Below are 21244 nucleotides of genomic sequence, written 5' to 3' on the forward strand. Positions count from 1 at the left end.
GTGCGTGCTCACAATGCCCCTCCTGCCGGGCGGTTCCGCCGCGGGCAGCAATCACCGCGCGTGCGCGGGTGGGTCGCACCCGACGTTCGCCGGGAGGACGAGGAAAGCGCTGGCCATCGAAGAATTGGGTGGGTTGTGCTGCGGCGCGGGAAGCGGCAGGAACTTTGATCTCGAAGGGGGCGTTCCTGAACGCTGCGACATTTCTCAGGATCCCCGAGTCATCGAGCATGCCTTTCAAGGAGTGCTCGACATGTCTTATGGTTCCTCGTCTTCACGATCTTCCAATGTTCAGGTTGCGGTTGCTGCTGCCGTGGCGGCAGGCGTTGCGGCGGCGGTGGCGAATTATTTGATCGCCCGCGACACCGAGCGCAAAAATCCTCCCTCGGGAAAGTTCATCGAGGTGGACGGCGTCAAGCTGCACTATAGGGAGCGCGGCACCGGCGAGCCGCTCGTGATGCTGCATGGCAATGGCGTGTCCATGGAGGATCTTCACTCCAGCGGCCTCGTCGACCTCGCTGCCACAACCCACCGGGTCATCGTGTTCGATCGCCCCGGCTTCGGCCACAGCGCGCGGCCGCGATCGACCATCTGGACCGCCGAGGCGCAGGCCGATCTCTTCCACAAGGCGTTGCGCCGGCTCGGCGTCTCGCGCTTCCTGTTGTTCGGTCATTCCTGGGGCGCCTGCGTCGCCGCGCGGCTTGCGCTCGACCATCCCGAAGCAGTGGGCGGGCTGATCCTCGCGTCGGGCTATTATTACCCGGACGTCCGCCTCGACGTGATCGCGCTTTCGGGGCCGGCGGTCCCGGTCGTGGGCGACGCGATGCGCTACACCGTCTCGCCGCTCCTCGGATGGCTGATGTGGCCGTCGATGCTGCGCAAGATGTTTGGTCCGGCGGCGGTGCCGGCCAAGTTCGCCGCCTTCCCCAAGGCCATGGCACTGCGCCCCTCGCAATTGCGGGCAGCAGCCGCGGAATCGGTTCTGATGATCCCCGCGGCCTATGATGCCAGCGACCGCTACGGCGACTTGAAGATGCCGGTCGTCATCGTCGCCGGCGAGGGCGATCGCATCATCGCCATCGATGAACAGTCCGCCCAGCTGCACGCGGATATCCCCGGCAGCACGTTCATGCGCATCAAGGGCGCCGGCCATATGGTGCATCAAACCGCGACGGCGGAGGTGATGGCCGCAATCAAGTCCGCAGCACGGGGCATGGAAGAGCGTCGCGTGCGCACGCCCGTCATGACCCCGGTGGCCGTGTGAGGCCGCGCCGCTGTGGCGCTGGGGCCGGCGCCGCATCGCAACATTTCCCTTTGCTCGCCCTTGCGGCGGACGGGAAAAGGGGCCATCTACCATCCACACGGATGGTGAGGGGATGGAAAATGGCCGATAAAGTCCACGAGCTGAGATCCCGTCCGCCGGAGAGCGAGAAGATCACCATCAATCTCGGCTACGTGGATCTGGGCCAGATCGACCTGCTGGTGCGGGAGGGGTTCTATTCCAACCGCACCGACTTCATCCGCACCGCCATCCGCAATCAGATCGACCGCCACGATGCGGCGCTGAAGAATTCGCTGGCACGCCACCAGCTCGACCTCGGCCTGCGGCGCTATAGCCGCATGGATCTCGAGGCCGCACAAAAAGCCGGGGAAATGCTCAATATCCAGGTCCTCGGGATGGCTGTCATCGCCGAGGACGTCTCTGCCGAGCTGGCGCGCTCGACCATAGCTTCCCTCCAGGTGCTCGGCGCCCTGCAGGCGAGTGCGCCGGTCAAGGCTGCGTTGGCCGATCGGATCCTCTGACCCTATCGCACATCCCGAGCCCCCCGGCCCGGCCCTCGTTGCAGGGCGGCGCTCAGCGCCGGCCCGACCATTCGACAGGAGCCATTCCAATGGCGTTACGTTCCAAGATCGACCTCATGGAAGCCACGCGCCTCACCCGCCAGGGTCGTCTGGAGGAGGCCATGGCCATCCTGCGCGACGGGCTGTCCGGCGCGCCGTCCGGCGATGCGCCGGAAGACGCAAACCAACGCGGCCGCCCCTTCGTCGATCTGGTGCCCCCCTCGGCCGCCACCGGCGACGCCTGGACCGCGCCGTCCCGCGGTGAGGCCGGGTCAGTCAAGTCTTCCGGGCCCGCCCGTGCGCCAACCGGATCGTGGCTCGACGGCCTGATGGACTTCGCCCGCGACCGCGTGCCGGGCGCCCTGAGCACCATTACCCGCGAGGCGCCCGTGGCGCCCCGCGCGGGGCGCTTCGAGGACCGCAGCTTTTCCAATGCGGCGGGCCGGCGCAGCTACAAGCTCTACATTCCGGCAAGCTTCGACGGGCAGCCCTTGCCGCTCCTCGTGATGCTGCACGGATGCACCCAGTCGCCCGAGGATTTCGCCGCCGGCACGCGCATGAACGCTTTGGCCGAGGAGCATACCTTTCTTGTCGCCTATCCGGCGCAGAGCCGGGAGGCGAACGGCTCGGGCTGCTGGAACTGGTTCAATGCCGCGGACCAGCGGCGCGACCGCGGCGAGCCCTCGCTGATCGCCGGCATCACCCGCGAGATCATGGCGGAATTCCCCGTGGATCCCGCACGGGTGTTCGCCGCCGGGCTCTCCGCCGGAGGCGCGACGGCGGCCATCATGGGCGCGACCTATCCTGATCTCTTCCGCGCGGTGGGGGTGCATTCGGGCCTTGCCTGCGGCGCGGCGCGGGACGTGCAGTCCGCCTTTGCCGCCATGCGCCACGGCAGCCCCGCCGCCCCACGGGGCGACGGGCAGGCGGTCCCCACCATCGTCTTCCACGGCGACCGCGACAACACGGTCCATCCGCTGAATGGCGACCAGGTGGCGGCCCAGGTGGTGGCTCACGTCGCAGGCGAGGCGAAGGCCGAAGGCGGTCTCGACACCAAGGTCACCACCGGCGAGGCGCCGGGCGGCGTCGGCTTCACCCGCAAGGTCCACAGCGATGAGAGTGGGCGGAGCCTGCTGGAGCAGTGGGTGCTCCACGGCGTCGGCCATGCGTGGTCCGGTGGAAGTCCGTCCGGCTCCTACACTGAGCCGCGCGGCCCGGACGCGAGCCGGGAGATGGTGCGGTTCTTCCTGGAGAGCGCGCCGGCCTGAGCGGCGGCGGGCGAACGTCCGGACGCCATCCAAGTCTTCTGCCCGATCCCTCCGAGCCCCGGCTCGGGGGGATTGCGTATTTTGGGCGGCCGCGCTATTGATCATATCTCAATATCAATTGAAACGTTGAGATATGGACGAAACCCAAGCCCTCGCTGCCTTTGCCGGCCTCTCGCAGGAGACGCGCCTGCGCATCGTGCGCCTCCTGGTTCAGGCGGGCCCGGACGGCATGCCCGCGGGCGCCATCGGCGAGGCCATGGGCGGCGCCTCCTCCTCGCGCATGTCGTTCCACCTAGCTCATCTGGAGCAGGCCGGTCTGGTGCGCTCGCGGCGGGACGGGCGGTCCATCATCTACAGCGCCGTCTACGGCGCCCTTTCCGATCTCGTTGCCTTCCTGATGAGGGATTGCTGCAGCGGTCATCCCGAGGTCTGCGCCCCGGCCGTCGCCGCCCTCTCCTGCGGTTGCGCGCCTGACTCTCAAGACACAATGTCCGAGGTCGCCCATGCCTGAGAAAACCAACGGGCACGTCTACAACGTGCTGTTCCTGTGTACCGGCAATTCCGCCCGCTCGATCCTCGCCGAGAGCATTCTGGCGAAGGACGGGGCGGGGCGCTTCCGCGCCTTTTCCGCCGGCAGCGCGCCCAAGGGCGCGGTCAATCCCCTCGCCCTCAACGTGCTGAAAGCCTATGGCTACCCGGCCGACGGCTTCCGCTCCAAGAGCTGGCTGGAATTCGCCGAGCCCAACGCCCCGGTGATGGATTTCGTCTTCACCGTCTGCGACAACGCCGCCGGCGAAACCTGCCCCATCTGGCCCGGCCAGCCCATGACGGCCCATTGGGGCATCGAGGACCCGGCGGCAGTGGAGGGGTCCGAGCTGGAGAAGGAAGCGGCCTTCAACGCCGCCTTCCGCTATCTCAGGAACCGCATCTCGGTCTTCGCCGCCCTGCCGATCGCCCGGCTCGACCAGCTGGCGCTCGGCATGAAGCTGCGCGAGATCGGCCGGATGGATGGCGCCTCGCAGTCCCGTCCGGACGTGGCGTGAGGCCGCCATGGATGTGGTGATCTATCACAACCCGGCGTGCGGCACCTCGCGCAACACGCTGGCCATGATCCGCAATGCCGGCATCGAGCCCAAGGTGGTGGAATATCTGAAGACTCCGCCCGCGCGCGCGGAGCTGAAGGATCTCATCGCCCGCGCCGGCCTTTCGGTGCGCGGCGCCCTCCGGGAGAAGGGCACGCCCTTCTCCGAACTCGGCCTTGCCGACCCGACGCTGAGCGACGATGCCCTGCTCGACGCCATGATGGATCATCCCATCCTCATCAACCGTCCGTTCGTGGTCTCGCCCAAGGGCGTGCGCCTGTGCCGGCCGTCCGAGCTGGTGCTCGACCTGCTGCCACCCCAGCGCGGCGCCTTCACCAAGGAAGACGGCGAGCAGGTGGTTGACGCCGCCGGCCGCCCCATCGCCAACCCTGCAAAGCCAGACGCATGAGCACGTTCGAGCGATACCTCACAGTGTGGGTCGGGCTGTGCATCGTCGCCGGCATCGCCCTTGGCCATCTGGTCCCCGGCGTCTTCCACGCCATCGGCGCCGTCGAGATCGCGCGGGTCAATCTGCCCGTGGCGGCGCTGATCTGGCTGATGATCGTGCCCATGCTGCTCAAGATCGACTTCGCCGCCCTCGGCGAGGTCGGCCGGCACTGGCGCGGCATCGGCGTCACGCTCTTCATCAACTGGGCGGTCAAGCCCTTCTCCATGGCGCTCCTGGGCTGGCTCTTCATCGGCTGGCTGTTCCGCCCGCTCCTGCCGGCCGACCAGATCGACAGCTACATCGCCGGCCTCATCATCCTTGCGGCGGCGCCCTGCACGGCCATGGTCTTCGTCTGGTCCAACCTGACCAAGGGTGAGCCGCACTTCACCCTGTCGCAGGTGGCGCTGAACGACGCCATCATGGTGGTGGCCTTCGCCCCCATCGTCGGCCTGCTGCTGGGGCTCTCCGCCATCACCGTGCCCTGGGGCACCCTGGTGCTGTCGGTGGTGCTCTACATCGTCATTCCGGTGATCGCCGCGCAGCTCCTGCGCCGCCGCGTGCTGGCGCGGGGAGGGCCTGCCGCCTTGGATCGTTTGCTCGGCCGGCTCGGGCCCCTGTCGCTGGTGGCGCTGCTGGCGACGCTGGTGCTGCTGTTCGGCTTCCAGGGCGAACAGATCATCGCCCAGCCCCTCGTCATAGCGCTGCTTGCAGTGCCGATCCTCATCCAGGTCTATTTCAACGCCGGCTTCGCCTATCTGCTCAACCGCATCGCGGGCGAGCAGCACTGCGTCGCCGGGCCGTCCGCCCTGATCGGCGCGTCGAACTTCTTCGAGCTCGCCGTGGCGGCGGCTATCTCTTTGTTCGGCTTCCAGTCGGGGGCGGCTCTGGCCACCGTCGTCGGCGTGCTGATCGAGGTGCCGGTGATGCTCTCCGTGGTCTGGATCGTGAACCGCTCCAAACGCTGGTATGAGGCGGACACGCGGCCCCAGCCTGCGGCGGGCAGCCTGCCGTGAGCGATCCGTCCCTGCCGAATCTGGATGCCTCCCTGCTCGACGTCCCCAGCCTCGACCGGCTTGTCCCGGCGGCGCCGTCGCGCCATCCCCCGCGCATTCTCCTGCTCTACGGCTCGCTGCGGCAGCGCTCCTACTCCCGCTTCCTGACTCTGGAGGCCGAGCGGCTGCTGCAGCGCCTCGGCGCGGAGACGCGGGTCTTCGACGCCGCCGGCCTGCCCCTGCCCGACGATGCGCCGGCCGAGCATCCCAAGGTGCAGGAGCTGCGCGCGCTGTCCCTGTGGTCCGAAGGTCAGGTCTGGTGCAGCCCGGAGCGCCATGGCGCCATGACCGCGGTGATGAAGGCGCAGATCGACTGGATCCCCCTGGCGCTGGGCGCCATCCGCCCCACCCAGGCGCGCACGCTGGCCCTGATGCAGGTCTGCGGCGGGTCCCAGTCCTTCAATGCGGTGAATCAGATGCGCATCCTCGGCCGGTGGATGCGGATGCTCACCATCCCCAATCAATCGTCGGTGGCGAAGGCGTTCGAGGAATTCGACGAGGACGGCCGCATGAAGCCCTCGCCTTATTACGACCGGGTGGTGGACGTGATGGAGGAGCTCATCAAGTTCACCCTCCTCACCCGTGACATCGCCCCCTACCTGACCGACCGCTACAGCGAGCGCAAGGAAGCGGCGGCGGCGCTCGAGGCGCGGCTCTCCATCGGCGCGGCCGCACGGTGACGCCGGGCGCCGCCGCCGCTTCCGCCGCCGAGGGGCGGGGCGCGGACCTGCGGCTCATCTCGGCCCTCGGCATGGTGCAGATCCTCACCTGGGGCTCGTCCTATTATCTGCTGGCGGTCCTCGCCGCGCCCATCGCCGCCGATACCGGATGGTCGCTGCCCTGGATCATGGGCAGCCTCTCCCTCGGGCTGCTGATGGCGGGGCTGGCATCGCCGCGCGTCGGCCTTCTCATCGGCGCCCATGGCGGGCGATGGGTGCTGATGGGCGGCTGCGGGTTCCTTGCGGCGGGGCTGGGCGTGCTCGCCGTCGCGCCAAACCTTGCGATCTTCGCTTTGGGCTGGTGCCTCGCAGGCGTCGGCATGGCGGCGTGCCTCTACGACGCGGCCTTCGCTGCACTCGGCCATCTCTATGGCGCGGCGGCGCGGCGCCCCATCACCCTCCTCACCCTGTGGGGCGGCTTCGCCAGCACGGTGTGCTGGCCGCTCTCGGCCTTCCTCGCCTTGCACCTCGGCTGGCGCGGCGCGTGTCTCGCCTATGCGGCGATCCAGCTTGTCGTCTGCATCCCGCTGCTGGCCTTCTTCCTCCCCGGGGGCGGCCGGGGGGAGGTGGGCGAGGACGCGCCGCGGCGCGCGTCCCGCATCGCCGAGGGAACGACCCTTCACGGGCGGGACCTGACGCGGTTCCTTCTCCTCGCCGGCATCGGCACCTTGTGCGGCACCATTGCCTCGGCCATGTCGGTGCAGGTGCTCGCCCTGCTCCAGTCGCGCGGCTTCAGCCTGGCGGAGGCGGTGACGGTCGGGGCGCTGATCGGCCCTTCGCAGGTGCTCGCGCGGATCGTGGAGCAGCTCAGCGGCGGCCGGCATCATCCCATGTGGACCATGAGCTGGGCGGTGGGGCTGATGGGGCTTGGCCTCATCCTGCTGGCGGCCGGCTTCCCCATCATCGCCGTGGCGCTCGCCGCCTATGGGGCGGGCAACGGCATCTTCTCCATCGCCAAGGGCACGGTGCCCCTCGCCGTGCTCGGGGCGGAGCGCTATCCGGTGCTCGCCGGGCGGCTCGCCCGGCCGGCGCTGCTCGCGCAGGCGCTGGCGCCGCTGGGCGCCGGCTATCTCCTCGCCACGGGCGGGGCCGACGCGGTGCTCGTGATGCTGGTGACGCTGTGGCTCGGCTCGGCGGCCCTCGTCGCCCTGCTGTGGCGGGCGCGCGACGCCTGAGCCTCGCCCGCCCTCTCAGTCGGCCGGCGCGCCATGGCGCTGGAGCTTGGCATAGAGGCTGCTGCGGGAGAGGCCGAGGAGGCGCGCGGCCTCGCGCTTGTTGCCGCCGGAGCGGGCCAGCGCATCGGCAATCATCGACTGCTCCAGCCGCTCCACCGCCTGGGCGAGGTCGCCGGAGGGCGCCTGTTCCGCCGCTGGGGCGAGATCGGACGGCGCCAGAGCCTCCGCCACGTCCCGGGCCTCGATGCGCGGGCCGTCGGTACGGGCATAGATCTGTTCGATGACGTTGGCGAGCTCGCGCACGTTGCCGGGCCAGTCGTGGCCTTCGAGCCGCGCCACCGCCTCGCTGGTCAGCGGCCGCACGCTGGTGCCGAAGGTGGACGCGGTCTGCTCGGAGAAGCGCCGTGCCAGAAGGTCCACATCGCCGGTGCGCTCGCGCAGCGGCGGCAGGCGGATGGAGAGTACGTTCAGGCGGTAATAGAGATCGCTGCGGAAGGTGCCCGCCGCCACCATGGCGGCGAGCGGCCGGCTGGTGGCGGCGATGACGCGCACGTCCACCCGCGCCAATTGGTTCGAGCCCACCGGCTCCACCTCGCCGTCCTGCAGGGTGCGCAGGAGCTTGGCCTGGAGGGCGAGCGGCATGTCGCCGATCTCGTCAAGGAAGAGCGTGCCCTCGTGGGCGATCTGGAACTTGCCCGGCCGGTGCTGGCGGGCGGCGCCGGTGAAGGCGCCGGGCGCGACGCCGAAGAATTCCGCCTCCAGCAGATTTTCCGGCACCGCCGCCACGTTGATGGCGACGAAGGGGCGGCTGACGCGACCGGACGCGGCATGGATGGCGTGGGCCACCATCTCCTTGCCGGTGCCGGTCTCGCCCAGCAGCAGCACCGGCGAGCGCACGTCTCCGGCGCGCCGCACCAGACGGTTGAGCTGGCGCATGGCGGGGCTTGCGCCGAGGATGTGCTGAAGGTTGAAGCGCGAGGTGCGCGTGGTGGAGAGCGCCTGCTCGATGCGGGCGAGGCGCGACTGGAGCTGGTGCACCCGCTCGGCGATGGGCCGCAGATGGGGAATGCTGTTCTTGAGGGCGAAGGCGACGGCGCCGATCACCTCGCCCGCCTCGTCGCGCAGCGGCAGCCGCGTCACCAGCAGCGAGCGCTCGTTGTACTGGATGATGTCGAGGGGATGGGGGCGGCCGGTCTCCACCACCTCGCGCATGCGGCTGTGCGGGATGATGCGCTCGATCTCCCGGCCCACCACGTCGTCCAGGGTAAGGCCGCCCAGCAGGGCAAGCTGACCCTCGCTGAGCCACACGATGCGGGAATGGCGATCCACCAGGGTGGCGCCGTCGATCATCTCCTCCACCATCATGAGCAGCGTCCGCGCGGCGGCGAAGCGCGCGTCGTCGTCGGGCGTGTGCGCGGCCGTCAGGGCGGCGGTCTGCATGGTGGCGCATCCGGGCGGTGTCCAAAGTAGGGACACTATGTCCAAATTTTTGGACCAGCGCCATTGGGGCGTGATTCAGCGATGGGAAGGCATTGGACGCCGACCCAGCGACGATGGGCCCCGCGCCGCTGTCCAGACATTGGGACAGGGTGTCGCCCCGTTTGCGGTCGCACGATCGGCCGGGGCGTTGTGGCGACACGGTTTGCTCGCCCTGCGACGGGCTGGCACGTGGCTTGCTCACGAGAACGACAAGCAAGACGACGCAAGCAAGAGCCCTTGCGTGCCGGACCTCCAAGAGGCCGGCTGAGGGCCGAGGGGACGCCAAATCGAGATGCAGCCAGAAAGGATCGCCTTCGCCGGCGCCGGCCCAATGGGTCGCTCCCGGTCCTGTGCGCCTGTTCAGCGCCTCCGGCCGCGGCGGGCGCGCGCGCCGCATGCTCCCGCCCTCCGCACGCTGCAAACCGACACCCCCGCCACGGCCGCGCCCCGGCTTCGTCCCTAACAGACGCGCCGGTTGCCGCCGCGCACGCGGCCGCCGGTCGCCTTCCCGATCCAGATGCCGGCCGACCCGGCGAAACCCAAGCGAGACAGCAGGACCATGAGAGGACGCAACGCCATCGTCACCGGATCCACCTCGGGGATCGGCCTCGCCATCGCGAAGGCCTTGGCCGCCGAGGGGTGCAACGTGATGCTCAACGGCTTCGGCGATGCCGGCGAGATCGAGGCCAACCGCGCGGCCATCGCTGCGGCGTCCGGCACCAAGGTGGTCTACAGCGGCGCCGACATGAGCCGCCCGCAGGACGTCCGCGCCATGGTGGCGGAGGCCACGGCGACGCTCGGGCCGGTGGATATCCTCGTCAACAATGCCGGCCTCCAGCACGTCTCGGCCCTCGCTGAATTTCCCGAGGAGAAATGGGACCTGCTGCTGGCGGTGAACCTCTCCGCCGCCTTCCACGCCAGCAAGGCGGTCATCGCCTCCATGACGGAGCGGCGCTTCGGTCGCATCGTCAACATCGCCTCGGCGCTGGGGCTCGTGGGCGCGCCGCACAAGCCGGCCTACGTGGCCACCAAGCACGGTCTGATCGGCCTGACCAAATCCATCGCCATCGAGGTGGCGGAGACCGGCGTGACCTGCAATGCGGTCTGCCCCGGCATGGTCATGACGCCCATCATCGAGATGCAGGTCGCCGACCAGGCCAAGGTCACCGGCCTGTCGCCCGATCAAGTGGTGCGCGAGGTCTTCCTTGAGAACCAGCCCATCCGCCGTCCCGTCACGGCGGAGGAAATCGCTGGTGCCGTAGTATTCCTATGCTCGCCGGCCGGTTCCGGCGTGACGGGCACCGCCCTCTCGGTCGACGGCGGCTATGTGGCGCGCTGAAATCGAGGGCACGCAAGAGAATGCCGGGCAGATCCCGGCCGGACGACCGGATCGCACGCGCTCCGGAGCAACGACGATAACAAGCGGGAGAAAACACATGAAAGCTCAGGTTCTGGCCGCCGCGCTGTGTCTTGCTGCGGCGGGGGGCGTCACCGGCGCCTCGGCGCAGGTGTCGGACGGCAAAATCAAGATCGGCGTCCTCTCCGATCTCGCCGGCGTCTATTCGGACATCAACGGCGAAGGCTCCGCACTCGCCGCCCGCCTCGCGGCGGAAGAGTTCGGCAATTCCGTCGCCGGGGTGCCGGTGGAGATCGTGGTCGCCGATCACCAGAACAAGGCGGACGTGGCCGCCAGCGTCGCCCGCAAATGGCTCGACACCGAGCAGGTGGACGTGATCGCCGACGTGCCGAACTCCGCCGCCGCGCTGGCGGTGCAGGGCATCGCCAAGGAACGCAAGCGCATCTTCCTCATGTCCGGCCCCGGCTCGGTGGATCTCACCGGCAAGGCGTGCAGCCCCTACGGCTTCATGTGGACGTGGGATACCCATTCGGTGTCCGCCGCCACCGCCCGCGCCCTCGTGGGCAAGGGTGACAAGAGCTGGTTCTTCATCACTGCCGACTACGCCTTCGGCCATTCGCTGGAGGACGAGGCGTCAAAGACCGTGAAGGCGCTCGGCGGCACGGTGAAGGGCGGCGTGCGCGTGCCGCTCGCCACCTCCGACTTCTCCTCCTTCCTGCTGCAGGCGCAGGCTTCCGGCGCCAAGGTGGTGGCCCTCGCCAATGCCGGCGGCGACACCATCAATTCCGTGAAGCAGGCGACCGAATTCGGCCTGCCCGCCGGCGGCCAGACCCTCGCGGGCCTGCTGCTCAACATCAACGACATCCACGCCCTCACCCTGCCGGTGGCGCAGGGCCTGACCCTGTCCAACTCGTTCTATTGGGACATGAACGACGAGACGCGGGCGTGGTCGAAGAAGTTCGAGGCCAAGACCGGCCGCAAGCCGTCCATGAACCAGGCCGGCGTCTATTCGGCTGTGCGCCACTATCTCCAGGCGGTGAAGGACGTCGGCACCGACGATGCCGACAAGGTGGCGGCCAAGATGCGCGCCACGCCGGTCAACGACATGATGATGAAGAACGCCTCCATCGGCGAGAACGGCCGCGTGTTCAACAACATGTATCTGTTCGAGGTGAAGAAGCCGGCCCAGTCCAAGGGCCCGTGGGATTATCTGACCCTGCTGGAGACCATCCCCGGGCCGGAAGCCTATATTCCGGCGAAGGACAGCGGCTGCCCGCTGGTGAAGTAGGCAGTCGGCATGGGCCGGGCTGCGGCCCGGCCCCTCCGCTGTGGCGGTCCGTGCCTCAGGCGGGGAGCGGATCCGCCGGCCGCAGATACGACGGGAAGGCGAGGGGCTGGCCGCGGGTGGTGCTCTCGAAGCGGCCGAGCCAGCGCTCCACCGCGTCCTGAAGATGGGTCTCGAGGGCGCGCGCGGCGGCCTCGGCCTTGCCGTCGCGCAGCAGCTCGATGATGGCGAGATGCTCGTCCAGCGCCGCCACGATCAGCCGGATGGGGATGCCCAGCAGCGGATCGAACAGATAGCGCGTGGGGCCGAACAGAAGATGCGTGCGCTTCAGCGCGCGCAGGATCTCCGCATTGGGGCAGTGGCTCAGGAGCGTGATGTGGAGGTCGGTCTCCACCTCGTCGAAGCGGGCGCTGCTGATGGGCTTGTCGGCGCGGGTGGAGAGGATGCGCGCGCGCATGGCCTCCAGCGCCGTCTCCGGCACCAGAGGCGCGGCGTGGCGTAGGGCCGCCGGCTCCAGCAGGCAGCGCAGCTCGTAGAGATGGCGGATGCGGTCCGGCGTCATTTTCTCGGCGATCCAGTGGCCGGCGCTGTCCTTGGCGACGAGCCCGACGCCGTGCATGCGGGCGAGCAGGTCGCGCGTCACCGTCCGGCTCACGCCGAAATGCTCGGCGAGGCGCAGTTCGTTGAGTCGCACCGAGCCGAACAGCGTGCGAACGAACAATTCCTGCTCCACCTCCTCATACATGCGCTCCCATTGCCGGGGTGCCGAGAGGTCCACGGGGTCGAGCACGGCAAGGCCGGCACCGTCGCTTTCGGCCGCCCCCGCCACGCGATAGCCGCGGCCGGGCAGTTCCTCCAGGAGGCCGCCCTCGCACAGGCGCGCCAGCGCAAGCCGCGCGGGTGAACGGCTGATGCCGAAGGCGCGCACCACCTCCGCCTCCAGCAGCCGCTCGCCCGGCCGCACCTGCCCGCGCAGGATCATGTCCCGCAATTGCAGATAGGTGCGCTCCTGAAGCGAGGCGCTCGTCTGCGCGCCCTCCGCCGCCTCGCCCGCCCTGACCCCCCTCATGTCATCCCTTCTCCCCTCGCGCATGCGGACCGGGCACGCGCCTATCCGACAGGCCGGCCGCCGCGCAAGAGCACGCTGCCGACCAACCATGGCGGCCCCGCTGCCGCCAGTGAAAGAGCGGCTGCGGGACAGCGCATTTGCCGCCGGCGCGCTTGACATCGACCGGCACTTGGCTTTTAACAGAAACGTACTTTGAATCCAATGTACGTTTTGATCGAAAATCGCAGTTCGGAGCGGCGCCGCCAGACGCACCGCCCTCAGGCAGGCAGACGACAGGACGGCTAACGTGAGCTTCCCGGGTGCCCCCATCACGTCCATCGCGGACCTGCGCGAGCTTGCGCGCCGCCGGGTGCCGCGCATGTTCTACGACTACGTGGACTGCGGCTCCTGGACCGGCGCCACCTATCGCGCCAACGAGGCGGACCTTGGCGCCATCCGCCTGCGGCAGCGGGTTGGCATCGACATTTCGGAGCGCAGCCAGGCGACGCGGCTCCTCGGCGAGCCGGCGGCCATTCCGGTGGCGCTGGCGCCCACCGGCCTCGCCGGCATGCAGTGGGCCGATGGCGAGATCCTCGCCGCCCGCGCCGCCGAGCGCTTCGGCGTGCCCTTCACCCTCTCCACGGTGAGCGTGTGCTCCATCGAGGATGTGGCCGACCACACGAGCCGCCCGTTCTGGTTCCAGCTCTACATGATGAAGGACCGGGCCTTCATGGAGCGCCTGGTCAAGCGGGCGCGCGACGCCGGCTGCTCCGCCTTGGTGCTCACCCTCGATCTGCCGGTGCAGGGCCAGCGCCATCTCGACATCAAGAACGGGCTGTCGACGCCGCCGAAGCCCACCCTGCGCAACATCGTCAATCTCGCGTCCAAGCCGCGCTGGTGCCTCAACATGGCGCGCACGCGGCGGCATACCTTCCGCAACATCGTCGGCCATGTGGAGGGGGTGGAGGACATGTCCTCCCTCGCCCAATGGGTCTCCGGCCAGTTCGACCAGACGCTGAACTGGGACGACGTGCGCTGGCTGCGCCGCATCTGGGACCGCAAGCTGGTGCTGAAAGGCATTCTCGATCCAGAGGACGCCCGCCTCGCCGCGCGCACCGGCGCCGATGCCATCGTGGTGTCCAACCACGGCGGTCGGCAGCTGGATGGCGCCCCCTCCAGCATCAGCATGCTGCCGCGCATCGCCGAGGCGGCCGGCAGCGACATCGAGGTGCTGTTCGACGGCGGCATCCGCTCCGGGCAGGACGTGCTGAAGGCGCTGGGTCTCGGCGCCCGCGGCGTCCTCATCGGCCGTGCCTTCCTCTATGGCCTCGGCGCCATGGGCGAGGCGGGAGTCACCGCCTGCCTCGACATCCTGCGCCGCGAGCTGGACCTCACCATGGCGCTCTGCGGCATCACCGACCCGCGCGACGCGGCGCGGGCTCTGCTCGACACGCCCACGCCCGTCCCGCCCCATCTGCGCGCCGTCGCGCCGGCCTGACGACATCCACGCCGGCCATCCGGCGGCCCGACCACAGGAGAGGACCCATGTTCGGCAATTACAAGATGCATCCCAACAGCGGGGTGAACCCGCCCTATTCGCCGGCCTATCCGGTGGAGTGGGAATGCGCCCTGCGCACGCTGGAGGTGATGACCCGCGTGGACCAGAAGAAGGTCGCGGCGCTCCTGGCCGACACACCGTTCGAGCTGGTCAACGATCGCGTCGCCTTCCGCTTCATGGCCTCGCCCGGCCACACGCTGGCGGTCCATCAGGGGCGCATGTTCGACCTGATGGTGACGGTGGCGGTGCGCTACGAAGATCTGTTCACCCAGACCCACATCTACATGTACTGCTCCGACCCCATGGGCATCGCCGCCGGTCGCGAGATCTTCGGCTATACCAAGAAGGACTGCACCTTCCGCTTCGACGAGGCCGAGAACGGCACCATCGAGAGCGCCGTGATCCGCCGCGGCGTGCCGCTGGCGGAAGTCTCGTTCACGCCCGATCCCGCCGCCCCCGTGGTGCGCCTGGTGGATGAGGCGGAGCAGCCCGGCGGCGAGATCCACGTGCGCCGGCTGCCCCATCCCGAGCGGCTGGAGACGGCCTATGCCGACGTGGTCTACCGGCGCACGCCCATCGCCTATTCCGCGCCGATCGCGGGCCGCGCGATCATGAACCTGCACGAAAGCGCGTTCGATCCCCTGACCGAGCTGGAGCCGGAGATTCTCTCCGCCCAGTTCATGGTGTCCGACGTCTATGGCGGCGGCTTCGCCGTGGAGGACCGCCGGCTCCTCAAGCGGCTCATCCCCTGAGTCGCTGACCCTCACAAGAAAAGCCAAGGGAGGAAATTCATGACCATGCTGTTGTCCCGGCGGACGCTCATTGCCGCCGGCGCGCTCGTTCTCGCCGCGCCCGGCTTCGCCGCCGCGCAGGACCAGAAGACCATCAAGATCGGCGTGCTCTCTGACATGTCGAGCCTCTATGCCGACGTGACGGGCAAGGGCTCGCTGGTGGCGACGCAGATGGCGGTCGAGGACTTCAACGCCGCCGGCAAGCCGCTGAAGGTGGAGGTCATCGCCGCCGATCACCAGAACAAGGCGGACGTCGCCGCGGGCATCGCGCGCAAGTGGTTCGACACCGAAGGCGTCGACATGATCGTCGACGTGCCCAATTCGGCCGTGGCGCTGGCGGTGGCTTCCATCGCCCGGGAGAAGAACAAGGTGATGATCGCCTCCGGCCCGTCCTCCTCGGACCTCACCGGCAAGGCCTGCTCTCCCAATACGGTGCACTGGACCTACGACACCTATGCCCTCGCCACCGGCGCGGCCACGGCGGTGGTGGAATCCGGCGGCAAGAACTGGTTCACCCTCACCGCGGACTACGCCTTCGGCCATGCCATGGAGCAGGACGTGAAGAACGTGGTCGCCCGCACCGGCGGCAAGGTGATCGGCGGGGTGCGCGCGCCGCTGAACACGCAGGACTTCTCCTCCTTCCTGCTCCAGGCCCAGGCCTCGGGCGCGCAGGTGGTGGGCCTCATCAACGCCGGCGGCGACACCATCAATTCCATCAAGCAGGCGGTGGAGTTCGGCATTCCGGCGAGCGGGCAGCGGCTGGTGGCGACGGTGCTCTACATCACCGACGTGCATTCTTTGGGGCTGAAGACGGCGCAGGGCCTCCAGTTCACCGAAGCCTTCTACTGGGATCTCAACGACGGCACCCGCGCCTGGACCAAGCGGTTCGCCCCGCGCAACGACGGACGCTATCCGAGCGCTCTGCATGCCGGCGCCTATGCCTCGACCCTGCATTACCTCAAGGCCGTCTCGGCCGTCGGCAATGCCACGGACGGCGTGGTGGTGGTGGACAAGATGAAGGCCCTGCCGACTGACGATCCCCTGTTCGGCAAGGGCTCGATCCGAATCGACGGGCGCAAGATCCACCCCATGTACCTGTTCCAGGTGAAGACCCCGGCCGAGTCCAAGGCGCCGTGGGACTATTACAACGTGGTCAAGTCCATCCCGCCGGAGCAGGTGTGGCGGCCGCTGTCGGAAGGCGGGTGCTCGCTGGTGAAGTCGTGAGCGTCGCGCTGGTCACCGGCGGGGGCGGCGGCATCGGTCGCGCCATCGCCGTGCGGCTCGCCGAGGCGGGCCACGACGTGGCGGTGGTGGACCGCGACGCGGCGCCGTGCGCCGCGACCGCGGAGCGGGTGGAGGCCGCGGGCCGCCGCGCCCTCGCCCTCACCGCCGATGTGTCGAACGCGGCCGAGGTGGCGGCGTTCGTCGCCGCCGCCGAGGACCGGCTCGGTCCCCTCGATGCCTTCGCCAACAATGCCGGCATCGAGGGGGCGGTGGCGCCCATCTGGGACTACCCCGACGACGCCTTCGACGCCGTGCAGGCGGTGAACGTGCGCGGCGTGTTCCTCGGCCTCAAGCACGTCCTCGCCCGCATGCGGGCGCGGGGCACGGGGGCGGTGGTGAACACCGCCTCTACCTCGGCGGTGCGCGGCCGGGCGGGTCTTGCCGGATACGTGGCGAGCAAGCACGCGGTGCTGGGCCTGACCCGGGTGGCGGCGCTGGACGTGGCGGGCACCGCCATCCGCGTCAACGCGGTGCTGCCCGGCCCCATCGAGACGCGGATGATTCACGCTCTCGATGAGAAGGCGAAGGCCGCGGGCGGCATCCGCCGCGCCGGCGCGGCCGCCTACGGCCGGCCCGAGGACGTGGCCGGCATCGTCGCTTTCCTGCTCTCCCCGCACGCCGCCCACGTCAACGGCGCCGCCTGGACGGTGGATGCCGGCGCCACGGTGGCGTGAGCCCTGTTCCTTTGAAAGCTTGAGGTCACTCTCCCATGAAGCTCTGCCGGTATGGCATGCCCGGCGCGGAAAAGCCGGCCCTGATGGATCGCGACGGCCGCTTGCGCGATCTCTCCGCCGTCCTCGCCGACATCGGCCCGCGCGAGCTCTCGCCCGAAGGCCTCGCGGCCATCGCCGCTCTCGCTCCCGAGACGCTGCCGCTGGTCTCCGGCAGCCCGCGCTTCGGCGTGCCCTACAGCGGCATGAGCAAGTTCATCTGCATCGGGCTCAATTATTCCGACCACGCGGCCGAGGCCGGCATGGCGGTGCCCAGCGAACCCATCATCTTCCTCAAGGCCCTCTCCGCCCTGGCGGGGCCGGACGATGCCATCATCCAGCCGCGCCATTCCACCCGGCTCGACTGGGAGGTGGAACTCGGCGTCGTTATCGGCCGCACCGCCCGCTATGTGGAGGAAGAGGACGCGCTGTCTCATGTGGCCGGCTATTGCGTGGTCAACGACGTGTCGGAGCGCGCCTTCCAGCTCCAGTCCTCGCAATGGGACAAGGGCAAGGGCTGCGACAGCTTCGGCCCGGTGGGTCCGTTCCTCGTCACTGCCGATGAGGTGCCCGATCCCCAGGACCTCGACATGCGGCTCGACGTGAACGGCCGGCGGATGCAGTCCGGCAATACCCGAACCATGATCTTCGGAGTGAAGGAAATCGTCGCCTACTGCAGCCGCTACATGACGCTGCTGCCCGGCGACATCATCGCCACCGGCACGCCGCCCGGCGTGGGCATGGGCATCAAGCCGGAGCCGGTGTGGCTTCATCCCGGCGACGTGGTGGAGCTGGAGATCGCTGGGCTCGGCCGCCAGCGCCAGACGGTGGTGGCGGAGGGCTGAGGGTCCTTACACCGCGGCGAGGATGCGGCGCTTCAGCTCCGCGGCCTCCGCCGTCTCCTCGCGCGGCCGGGGCAGGTCCACGGCCACGTCGAGGGCGATCTCGCCGGCCCGCAGCACGAGCACCCGGTCGGCTAGGGCCACCGCCTCGGCGACATCGTGGGTGATGAGCACGGTGGTGAAGCCGTGCCCGGTCCAGATGCGCTCGGTCAGCCGGTGCATCTCGGTGCGCGTCAGCGCGTCGAGGGCGCCGAAGGGCTCGTCCAGCAGCAGCACGCCGGGGCGCGAGACGAGGGCGCGAGCAAGGGCCACCCGCTGCTTCTGGCCGCCCGACAGGACCGACGGCCAATCGCGTCCGCGATCGGCGAGGCCCACGTCCTTTAGCGCCGCATACGCCTCTTCCCGCCACGCCGGGCCGCGGGCGATGCCCACGTTGGCGAGCACGCGCTGCCAGGGTGCGAGCCTTGGATCCTGGAACAGCAGGCGGACCTGGGGCATCAGGCCGTCCACGCGCCGCTCGCCGATGCGCACCTCGCCAGAGGTCGGCGCATCAAGGCCGCAGAGGAGGCGCATCAGCGTGGTCTTGCCGCCGCCGGAGCGGCCCACCACGGCGAGGAACTGCCCGGCCGGCACATAGAGGTCGAGCCGCCTGAGCACCGGCCGGGCGCCGAAGCTCTTGGTGACGCCGCTGAGGCGGATCGGCTCGCCCGGCCGCCGGGTCTGCGGCGGCGCGGGTGGCCGGGCGAAGGTGGCGCGGATCTCGGCCGCGCGCACGCTGGCAGCCACGTCGGCATCGGTGGCGGCGAAAATCTCCATCACACCCCTCCCGTTCCGGCCTGGTAGGCGGGGTGCCAGGCGAGCGCCCGCTGCTCGATGGCGCGGGTGAGGCTGTCCGCCAGCTTGCCCAGCAGGGCGTAGGCGAGGACGCCCAGCACCACCACGTCGGTCTGGAGAAACTCGCGGGCATTCATGGTCATGTAGCCGATGCCCGCGGAGGAGGAGATGGTCTCCGCGACGATCAGCGTGAGCCACATGATGCCGAGGGCGTAGCGCAGGCCCACCAGAACCGAGGGCAGGGCCCCCGGCAGCACGATGCGCCAGAACAGGGCGACGCTGGACAGGCCGTAGACCCGCGCCATCTCGACAAGGGCGCGGTCCACCGTGCGGATGCCGTGGAACGTGTTGAGATAGAGGGGGAAGGCGACGCCCACCGCGACCAGGAAAACCTTCGCCTCCTCGCCGATGCCGAACCACAGGATGACGAGGGGGATGATGGCGAGATGCGGCACGTTGCGCAGCATCTGCATGGCCGAATCAAACGCGGTCTCGGCCGGGCGGAAGACGCCGGTGAGCACGCCGAGGGCAAAGCCGATCCCGCCGCCGATGGCGAGGCCGCTCAGGGCCCGCCCGGTGGACACCCATATGTTCGCGAGGAGGCTGCCGTCGTTCAGCGTGCGCCAGAAGGCAAGCACCACATCCGTGGGCGCCGGGAGCACGCGGGACGAGATGAGGCCGAGGCTCGCGCCCGCCTGCCAGATGGCCAGCACGGCCAGAGGCAGCGCCCAGGGCAGCAGCGCCCGGCCTAAGGCGCGGGCCTGCGTTGCCGCGAGGGCGCCGATCGCAGCGCCCTCGGCGCGGGGATCGGCATCGGCGGCGGCCACGGGCGGCACGGCGCCGTGGGCGAAGGCCGTGGCCTGCGGCTGTGCGGTGGGGCTCATGGCCGTCTCCCGAGGTCGCCGGCGATCAGGACTTGGGCGCCCGCAGCGCATCGGCGATCCGGATGGGCCGCGGGATGAGGCCGAGGGCGTGGAACGCATCCGCCACCTTCTGCTGCGCCACCGCCACCTCGGGCGTGATGGGCTTCACGTCATATTGCTGGCGGGCGAGAGCGACCTCGAGGATCGGCTCGGGAATGCCGATGAGCGGCGAGAATTCCGCCGCAGCAGCCTTGGGATTGGCCTTCACCCACGCGCCGATTTCGGCGACCCCTGCGAGGACCGCATCCACCACCTGTGGCGCCTGGTCCACGAAGCTGCGGGTGGACAGATAGAACTGGTAGTTTGCAACGATGCCGGTGCCGTCGGTGAGCTGGCGCGCGGCGAGGGTCTTCTCCGCAGCCGCCTGGAACGGGTCCCAGATGGCCCATGCATCCACCGATCCGCGCTCGAAGGCGGCGCGGGCGTCGGCAGGCGTGAGGAAGGCGGTCTTGACGTCGGAATAGGGCACGCCGGCCTGCTCCAGGGCCTTCACCAGCAGATAGTGGACGTTGGAGCCCTTGTTGAGGGCGATCGTCCTGCCCTTGAGATCGGCGAGCGTCTTGAGCGGGCTGTCCTTGGGCACGAGGATCGCCTCGCCCTGGGGCGCCGCCGGTTCGTAGCCCACGTAGACGAGGGGGGCGCCGGCGGCCTGGGCGAAGATGGGCGGTGCTTCGCCGGTGTTGCCGAAGTCGACCGCCCCGGCGTTGACCGCCTCCAGAAGCTGTGGGCCGGCCGGGAACTCGGCCCATTTCACCTGATAGCCGAGCGGCTTCAGCCGCGCCTCCAGGAGCCCCTTGTTCTTCAAGAGGATGAGGGTGCCGTACTTCTGGTAGCCGATGCGCACCACTTTCTCCTGCGCGCGGGCCGGGGCACCGGCGAGAACGAGGCTGCCGGCGATGCCGACGGCAAGGAGAGCGAAGCTGCGGCGGGTGGGGCGGGTGGTCATGGAGGGGCTCCTTCGCGGGGCGGATTAGGTCGGGCGGGGCGGTTCAGAGGGCAAGGCCGCGATAGCCGCCAGCCCAGTAGAGGAGCGGCTCGGCATTTTCGGTGATGCGCGAGGCCACCACCCGGCCGATGACGATGACGTGGGAGTGCCGCTCGATGGCGTCCTCCAGTTCGCAGTCGAAGGCGGCGAGCGCGTCTGCGAGAACCGGCGCGCCGGTGGCGAGTCGGGTCCAGTCGGCATCGGCGTAGCGCGCCGCGCCCTTGATCCCGCCGACGCCGGCGAAGCGGTCCGCCACGCCCTGGTGCGCGGTCCGCAGCACGTTGATGGCGAACACCCGCTCGCTCAGCAACGTGGCGAAGGACGAAGCCGCGCGATTGACGCAGATGACCAGGGTGGGCGGCTCCACGGACAGAGAGGAGACCGAGGTGGCGGTGAGCCCGGTACGCGCTTCGCCCTGGCCGACGGTGAGCACGCTGACCGACCCGGCGAGCTTGCGCATGGCGGCACGGAAAGCGAGCGAGCCGGGGGGCAGCGCCCCATGGGAGGAGGGGGTGGCGGGCGCGGAGGCGGAGGGGACGTGCGCGTTCATGAAACACTGCTTTCG

At 69.5% G+C, this 21244-nt stretch carries 22 protein-coding genes; 16 read left to right on the top strand and 6 right to left on the bottom strand.

What is annotated here, in order from left to right; all coding sequences use genetic code 11:
- The first annotated feature begins 13 nt into the window (after positions 1-13).
- The 9 genes from ABLE93_RS13820 to ABLE93_RS13860 all read left to right on the top strand — a co-directional run bounded on the left by ABLE93_RS13820 (position 14) and on the right by ABLE93_RS13860 (position 7583).
- Positions 14-1261, top strand: coding sequence for an alpha/beta fold hydrolase (locus ABLE93_RS13820; protein ID WP_348840415.1), 1248 nt, complete (start codon positions 14-16; stop codon positions 1259-1261).
- Positions 1262-1380: 119 nt separating this feature from the next.
- Positions 1381-1800 (top strand): ribbon-helix-helix domain-containing protein, encoded by a 420-nt coding sequence (locus ABLE93_RS13825; protein ID WP_348840416.1) that lies wholly within the window; start codon positions 1381-1383, stop codon positions 1798-1800.
- Positions 1801-1889: 89 nt separating this feature from the next.
- Positions 1890-3107: an extracellular catalytic domain type 1 short-chain-length polyhydroxyalkanoate depolymerase gene (locus ABLE93_RS13830; protein WP_348840417.1), complete on the top strand. Its 1218-nt coding sequence runs from the start codon at positions 1890-1892 to the stop codon at positions 3105-3107.
- 133 nt (positions 3108-3240) lie between these two features.
- Positions 3241-3618: an ArsR/SmtB family transcription factor gene (locus ABLE93_RS13835; protein ID WP_348840418.1), complete on the top strand. Its 378-nt coding sequence runs from the start codon at positions 3241-3243 to the stop codon at positions 3616-3618.
- The gene (locus ABLE93_RS13840; protein WP_348840419.1) at positions 3611-4150 is read left to right on the top strand and encodes an arsenate reductase ArsC; all 540 of its coding nucleotides are present in this window, start codon (positions 3611-3613) and stop codon (positions 4148-4150) included. The genes ABLE93_RS13835 and ABLE93_RS13840 overlap by 8 nt, the downstream gene beginning before the upstream one ends.
- Positions 4151-4157: 7 nt before the next feature.
- Complete coding sequence (arsC, locus tag ABLE93_RS13845; RefSeq protein WP_348840420.1) at positions 4158-4598, top strand: arsenate reductase (glutaredoxin); 441 nt, start codon at positions 4158-4160, stop codon at positions 4596-4598.
- Positions 4595-5650, top strand: a complete 1056-nt coding sequence (arsB, locus tag ABLE93_RS13850) for an ACR3 family arsenite efflux transporter (RefSeq protein ID WP_348840421.1) — start codon at positions 4595-4597, stop codon at positions 5648-5650. Before arsC ends, arsB begins: the two co-directional genes overlap by 4 nt.
- Complete coding sequence (arsH, locus tag ABLE93_RS13855; protein ID WP_348840422.1) at positions 5647-6369, top strand: arsenical resistance protein ArsH; 723 nt, start codon at positions 5647-5649, stop codon at positions 6367-6369. Before arsB ends, arsH begins: the two co-directional genes overlap by 4 nt.
- Before the next feature lie 71 nt (positions 6370-6440).
- Positions 6441-7583 (top strand): MFS transporter, encoded by a 1143-nt coding sequence (locus ABLE93_RS13860; protein ID WP_348840608.1) that lies wholly within the window; start codon positions 6441-6443, stop codon positions 7581-7583.
- Between the two features lie 15 nt (positions 7584-7598).
- On the opposite strand, the gene ABLE93_RS13865 is transcribed toward ABLE93_RS13860, so the two are convergent.
- Positions 7599-9023: a sigma-54 interaction domain-containing protein gene (locus tag ABLE93_RS13865; RefSeq protein WP_348840423.1), complete on the bottom strand. Its 1425-nt coding sequence runs from the start codon at positions 9021-9023 to the stop codon at positions 7599-7601.
- 598 nt (positions 9024-9621) lie between these two features.
- Here ABLE93_RS13865 and ABLE93_RS13870 point away from each other — a divergent pair.
- Both ABLE93_RS13870 and ABLE93_RS13875 read left to right on the top strand, forming a co-directional pair.
- Positions 9622-10401, top strand: a complete 780-nt coding sequence (locus ABLE93_RS13870) for a 3-hydroxybutyrate dehydrogenase (RefSeq protein WP_348840424.1) — start codon at positions 9622-9624, stop codon at positions 10399-10401.
- Between the two features lie 97 nt (positions 10402-10498).
- Complete coding sequence (locus ABLE93_RS13875; RefSeq protein ID WP_348840425.1) at positions 10499-11707, top strand: ABC transporter substrate-binding protein; 1209 nt, start codon at positions 10499-10501, stop codon at positions 11705-11707.
- Between the two features lie 55 nt (positions 11708-11762).
- On the opposite strand, the gene ABLE93_RS13880 is transcribed toward ABLE93_RS13875, so the two are convergent.
- The gene (locus ABLE93_RS13880) at positions 11763-12773 is read right to left on the bottom strand and encodes a GntR family transcriptional regulator (RefSeq protein WP_348840426.1); all 1011 of its coding nucleotides are present in this window, start codon (positions 12771-12773) and stop codon (positions 11763-11765) included.
- Positions 12774-13059: 286 nt separating this feature from the next.
- Between ABLE93_RS13880 and ABLE93_RS13885 the strand changes: the two genes are divergently transcribed.
- Genes ABLE93_RS13885 through ABLE93_RS13905 form a run of 5 tightly spaced genes read left to right on the top strand, consistent with a single transcriptional unit; the run spans position 13060 to position 17940 of the window.
- Positions 13060-14250: an alpha-hydroxy acid oxidase gene (locus ABLE93_RS13885; protein ID WP_348840427.1), complete on the top strand. Its 1191-nt coding sequence runs from the start codon at positions 13060-13062 to the stop codon at positions 14248-14250.
- Between the two features lie 47 nt (positions 14251-14297).
- On the top strand, positions 14298-15062 hold the full coding sequence (locus tag ABLE93_RS13890; protein ID WP_348840428.1) for an acetoacetate decarboxylase family protein: 765 nt from the start codon (positions 14298-14300) through the stop codon (positions 15060-15062).
- 45 nt (positions 15063-15107) lie between these two features.
- Positions 15108-16325: an ABC transporter substrate-binding protein gene (locus ABLE93_RS13895; RefSeq protein WP_510183030.1), complete on the top strand. Its 1218-nt coding sequence runs from the start codon at positions 15108-15110 to the stop codon at positions 16323-16325.
- Entirely contained in the window at positions 16322-17059 is a 738-nt protein-coding gene (locus ABLE93_RS13900) for an SDR family NAD(P)-dependent oxidoreductase (protein ID WP_348840430.1), read from the top strand. Before ABLE93_RS13895 ends, ABLE93_RS13900 begins: the two co-directional genes overlap by 4 nt.
- Positions 17060-17094: 35 nt before the next feature.
- On the top strand, positions 17095-17940 hold the full coding sequence (locus tag ABLE93_RS13905) for a fumarylacetoacetate hydrolase family protein (protein ID WP_348840431.1): 846 nt from the start codon (positions 17095-17097) through the stop codon (positions 17938-17940).
- 6 nt (positions 17941-17946) lie between these two features.
- Here the strand turns inward: ABLE93_RS13905 and ABLE93_RS13910 are convergent, their stop codons facing one another.
- From ABLE93_RS13910 to ABLE93_RS13925, 4 genes are read right to left on the bottom strand one after another with little or no spacing between them, the layout of a single operon-like run.
- Positions 17947-18753: an ATP-binding cassette domain-containing protein gene (locus tag ABLE93_RS13910; RefSeq protein WP_348840432.1), complete on the bottom strand. Its 807-nt coding sequence runs from the start codon at positions 18751-18753 to the stop codon at positions 17947-17949.
- On the bottom strand, positions 18753-19655 hold the full coding sequence (locus ABLE93_RS13915) for an ABC transporter permease subunit (RefSeq protein WP_348840433.1): 903 nt from the start codon (positions 19653-19655) through the stop codon (positions 18753-18755). Before ABLE93_RS13915 ends, ABLE93_RS13910 begins: the two co-directional genes overlap by 1 nt.
- A 25-nt stretch (positions 19656-19680) precedes the next feature.
- Positions 19681-20640: a sulfonate ABC transporter substrate-binding protein gene (locus tag ABLE93_RS13920; protein WP_348840434.1), complete on the bottom strand. Its 960-nt coding sequence runs from the start codon at positions 20638-20640 to the stop codon at positions 19681-19683.
- Between the two features lie 43 nt (positions 20641-20683).
- Entirely contained in the window at positions 20684-21229 is a 546-nt protein-coding gene (locus ABLE93_RS13925) for a flavin reductase family protein (RefSeq protein WP_348840435.1), read from the bottom strand.
- Positions 21230-21244 lie beyond the last annotated feature (15 nt).

Origin of the sequence: Xanthobacter pollutisoli (genome assembly GCF_040044995.1) — a bacterium.
Classification (GTDB): domain Bacteria; phylum Pseudomonadota; class Alphaproteobacteria; order Rhizobiales; family Xanthobacteraceae; genus Xanthobacter.

Excerpts from the sequence above, each read along its gene's own strand:
- ABLE93_RS13820 (WP_348840415.1), top strand. The coding sequence starts at position 14 with ATGCCCCTCCTGCCGGGCGGTTCCGCCGCGGGCAGCAATCACCGCGCG.
- ABLE93_RS13825 (WP_348840416.1), top strand. The coding sequence starts at position 1,381 with ATGGCCGATAAAGTCCACGAGCTGAGATCCCGTCCGCCGGAGAGCGAG.
- ABLE93_RS13830 (WP_348840417.1), top strand. The coding sequence starts at position 1,890 with ATGGCGTTACGTTCCAAGATCGACCTCATGGAAGCCACGCGCCTCACC.
- ABLE93_RS13835 (WP_348840418.1), top strand. The coding sequence starts at position 3,241 with ATGGACGAAACCCAAGCCCTCGCTGCCTTTGCCGGCCTCTCGCAGGAG.
- ABLE93_RS13840 (WP_348840419.1), top strand. The coding sequence starts at position 3,611 with ATGCCTGAGAAAACCAACGGGCACGTCTACAACGTGCTGTTCCTGTGT.
- arsC (WP_348840420.1), top strand. The coding sequence starts at position 4,158 with ATGGATGTGGTGATCTATCACAACCCGGCGTGCGGCACCTCGCGCAAC.
- arsB (WP_348840421.1), top strand. The coding sequence starts at position 4,595 with ATGAGCACGTTCGAGCGATACCTCACAGTGTGGGTCGGGCTGTGCATC.
- ABLE93_RS13860 (WP_348840608.1), top strand. The coding sequence starts at position 6,441 with ATGGTGCAGATCCTCACCTGGGGCTCGTCCTATTATCTGCTGGCGGTC.
- ABLE93_RS13865 (WP_348840423.1), bottom strand. The coding sequence starts at position 9,023 with ATGCAGACCGCCGCCCTGACGGCCGCGCACACGCCCGACGACGACGCG.
- ABLE93_RS13870 (WP_348840424.1), top strand. The coding sequence starts at position 9,622 with ATGAGAGGACGCAACGCCATCGTCACCGGATCCACCTCGGGGATCGGC.
- ABLE93_RS13875 (WP_348840425.1), top strand. The coding sequence starts at position 10,499 with ATGAAAGCTCAGGTTCTGGCCGCCGCGCTGTGTCTTGCTGCGGCGGGG.
- ABLE93_RS13880 (WP_348840426.1), bottom strand. The coding sequence starts at position 12,773 with ATGAGGGGGGTCAGGGCGGGCGAGGCGGCGGAGGGCGCGCAGACGAGC.
- ABLE93_RS13890 (WP_348840428.1), top strand. The coding sequence starts at position 14,298 with ATGTTCGGCAATTACAAGATGCATCCCAACAGCGGGGTGAACCCGCCC.
- ABLE93_RS13895 (WP_510183030.1), top strand. The coding sequence starts at position 15,108 with ATGCTGTTGTCCCGGCGGACGCTCATTGCCGCCGGCGCGCTCGTTCTC.
- ABLE93_RS13905 (WP_348840431.1), top strand. The coding sequence starts at position 17,095 with ATGAAGCTCTGCCGGTATGGCATGCCCGGCGCGGAAAAGCCGGCCCTG.
- ABLE93_RS13910 (WP_348840432.1), bottom strand. The coding sequence starts at position 18,753 with ATGGAGATTTTCGCCGCCACCGATGCCGACGTGGCTGCCAGCGTGCGC.
- ABLE93_RS13915 (WP_348840433.1), bottom strand. The coding sequence starts at position 19,655 with ATGAGCCCCACCGCACAGCCGCAGGCCACGGCCTTCGCCCACGGCGCC.
- ABLE93_RS13920 (WP_348840434.1), bottom strand. The coding sequence starts at position 20,640 with ATGACCACCCGCCCCACCCGCCGCAGCTTCGCTCTCCTTGCCGTCGGC.
- ABLE93_RS13925 (WP_348840435.1), bottom strand. The coding sequence starts at position 21,229 with ATGAACGCGCACGTCCCCTCCGCCTCCGCGCCCGCCACCCCCTCCTCC.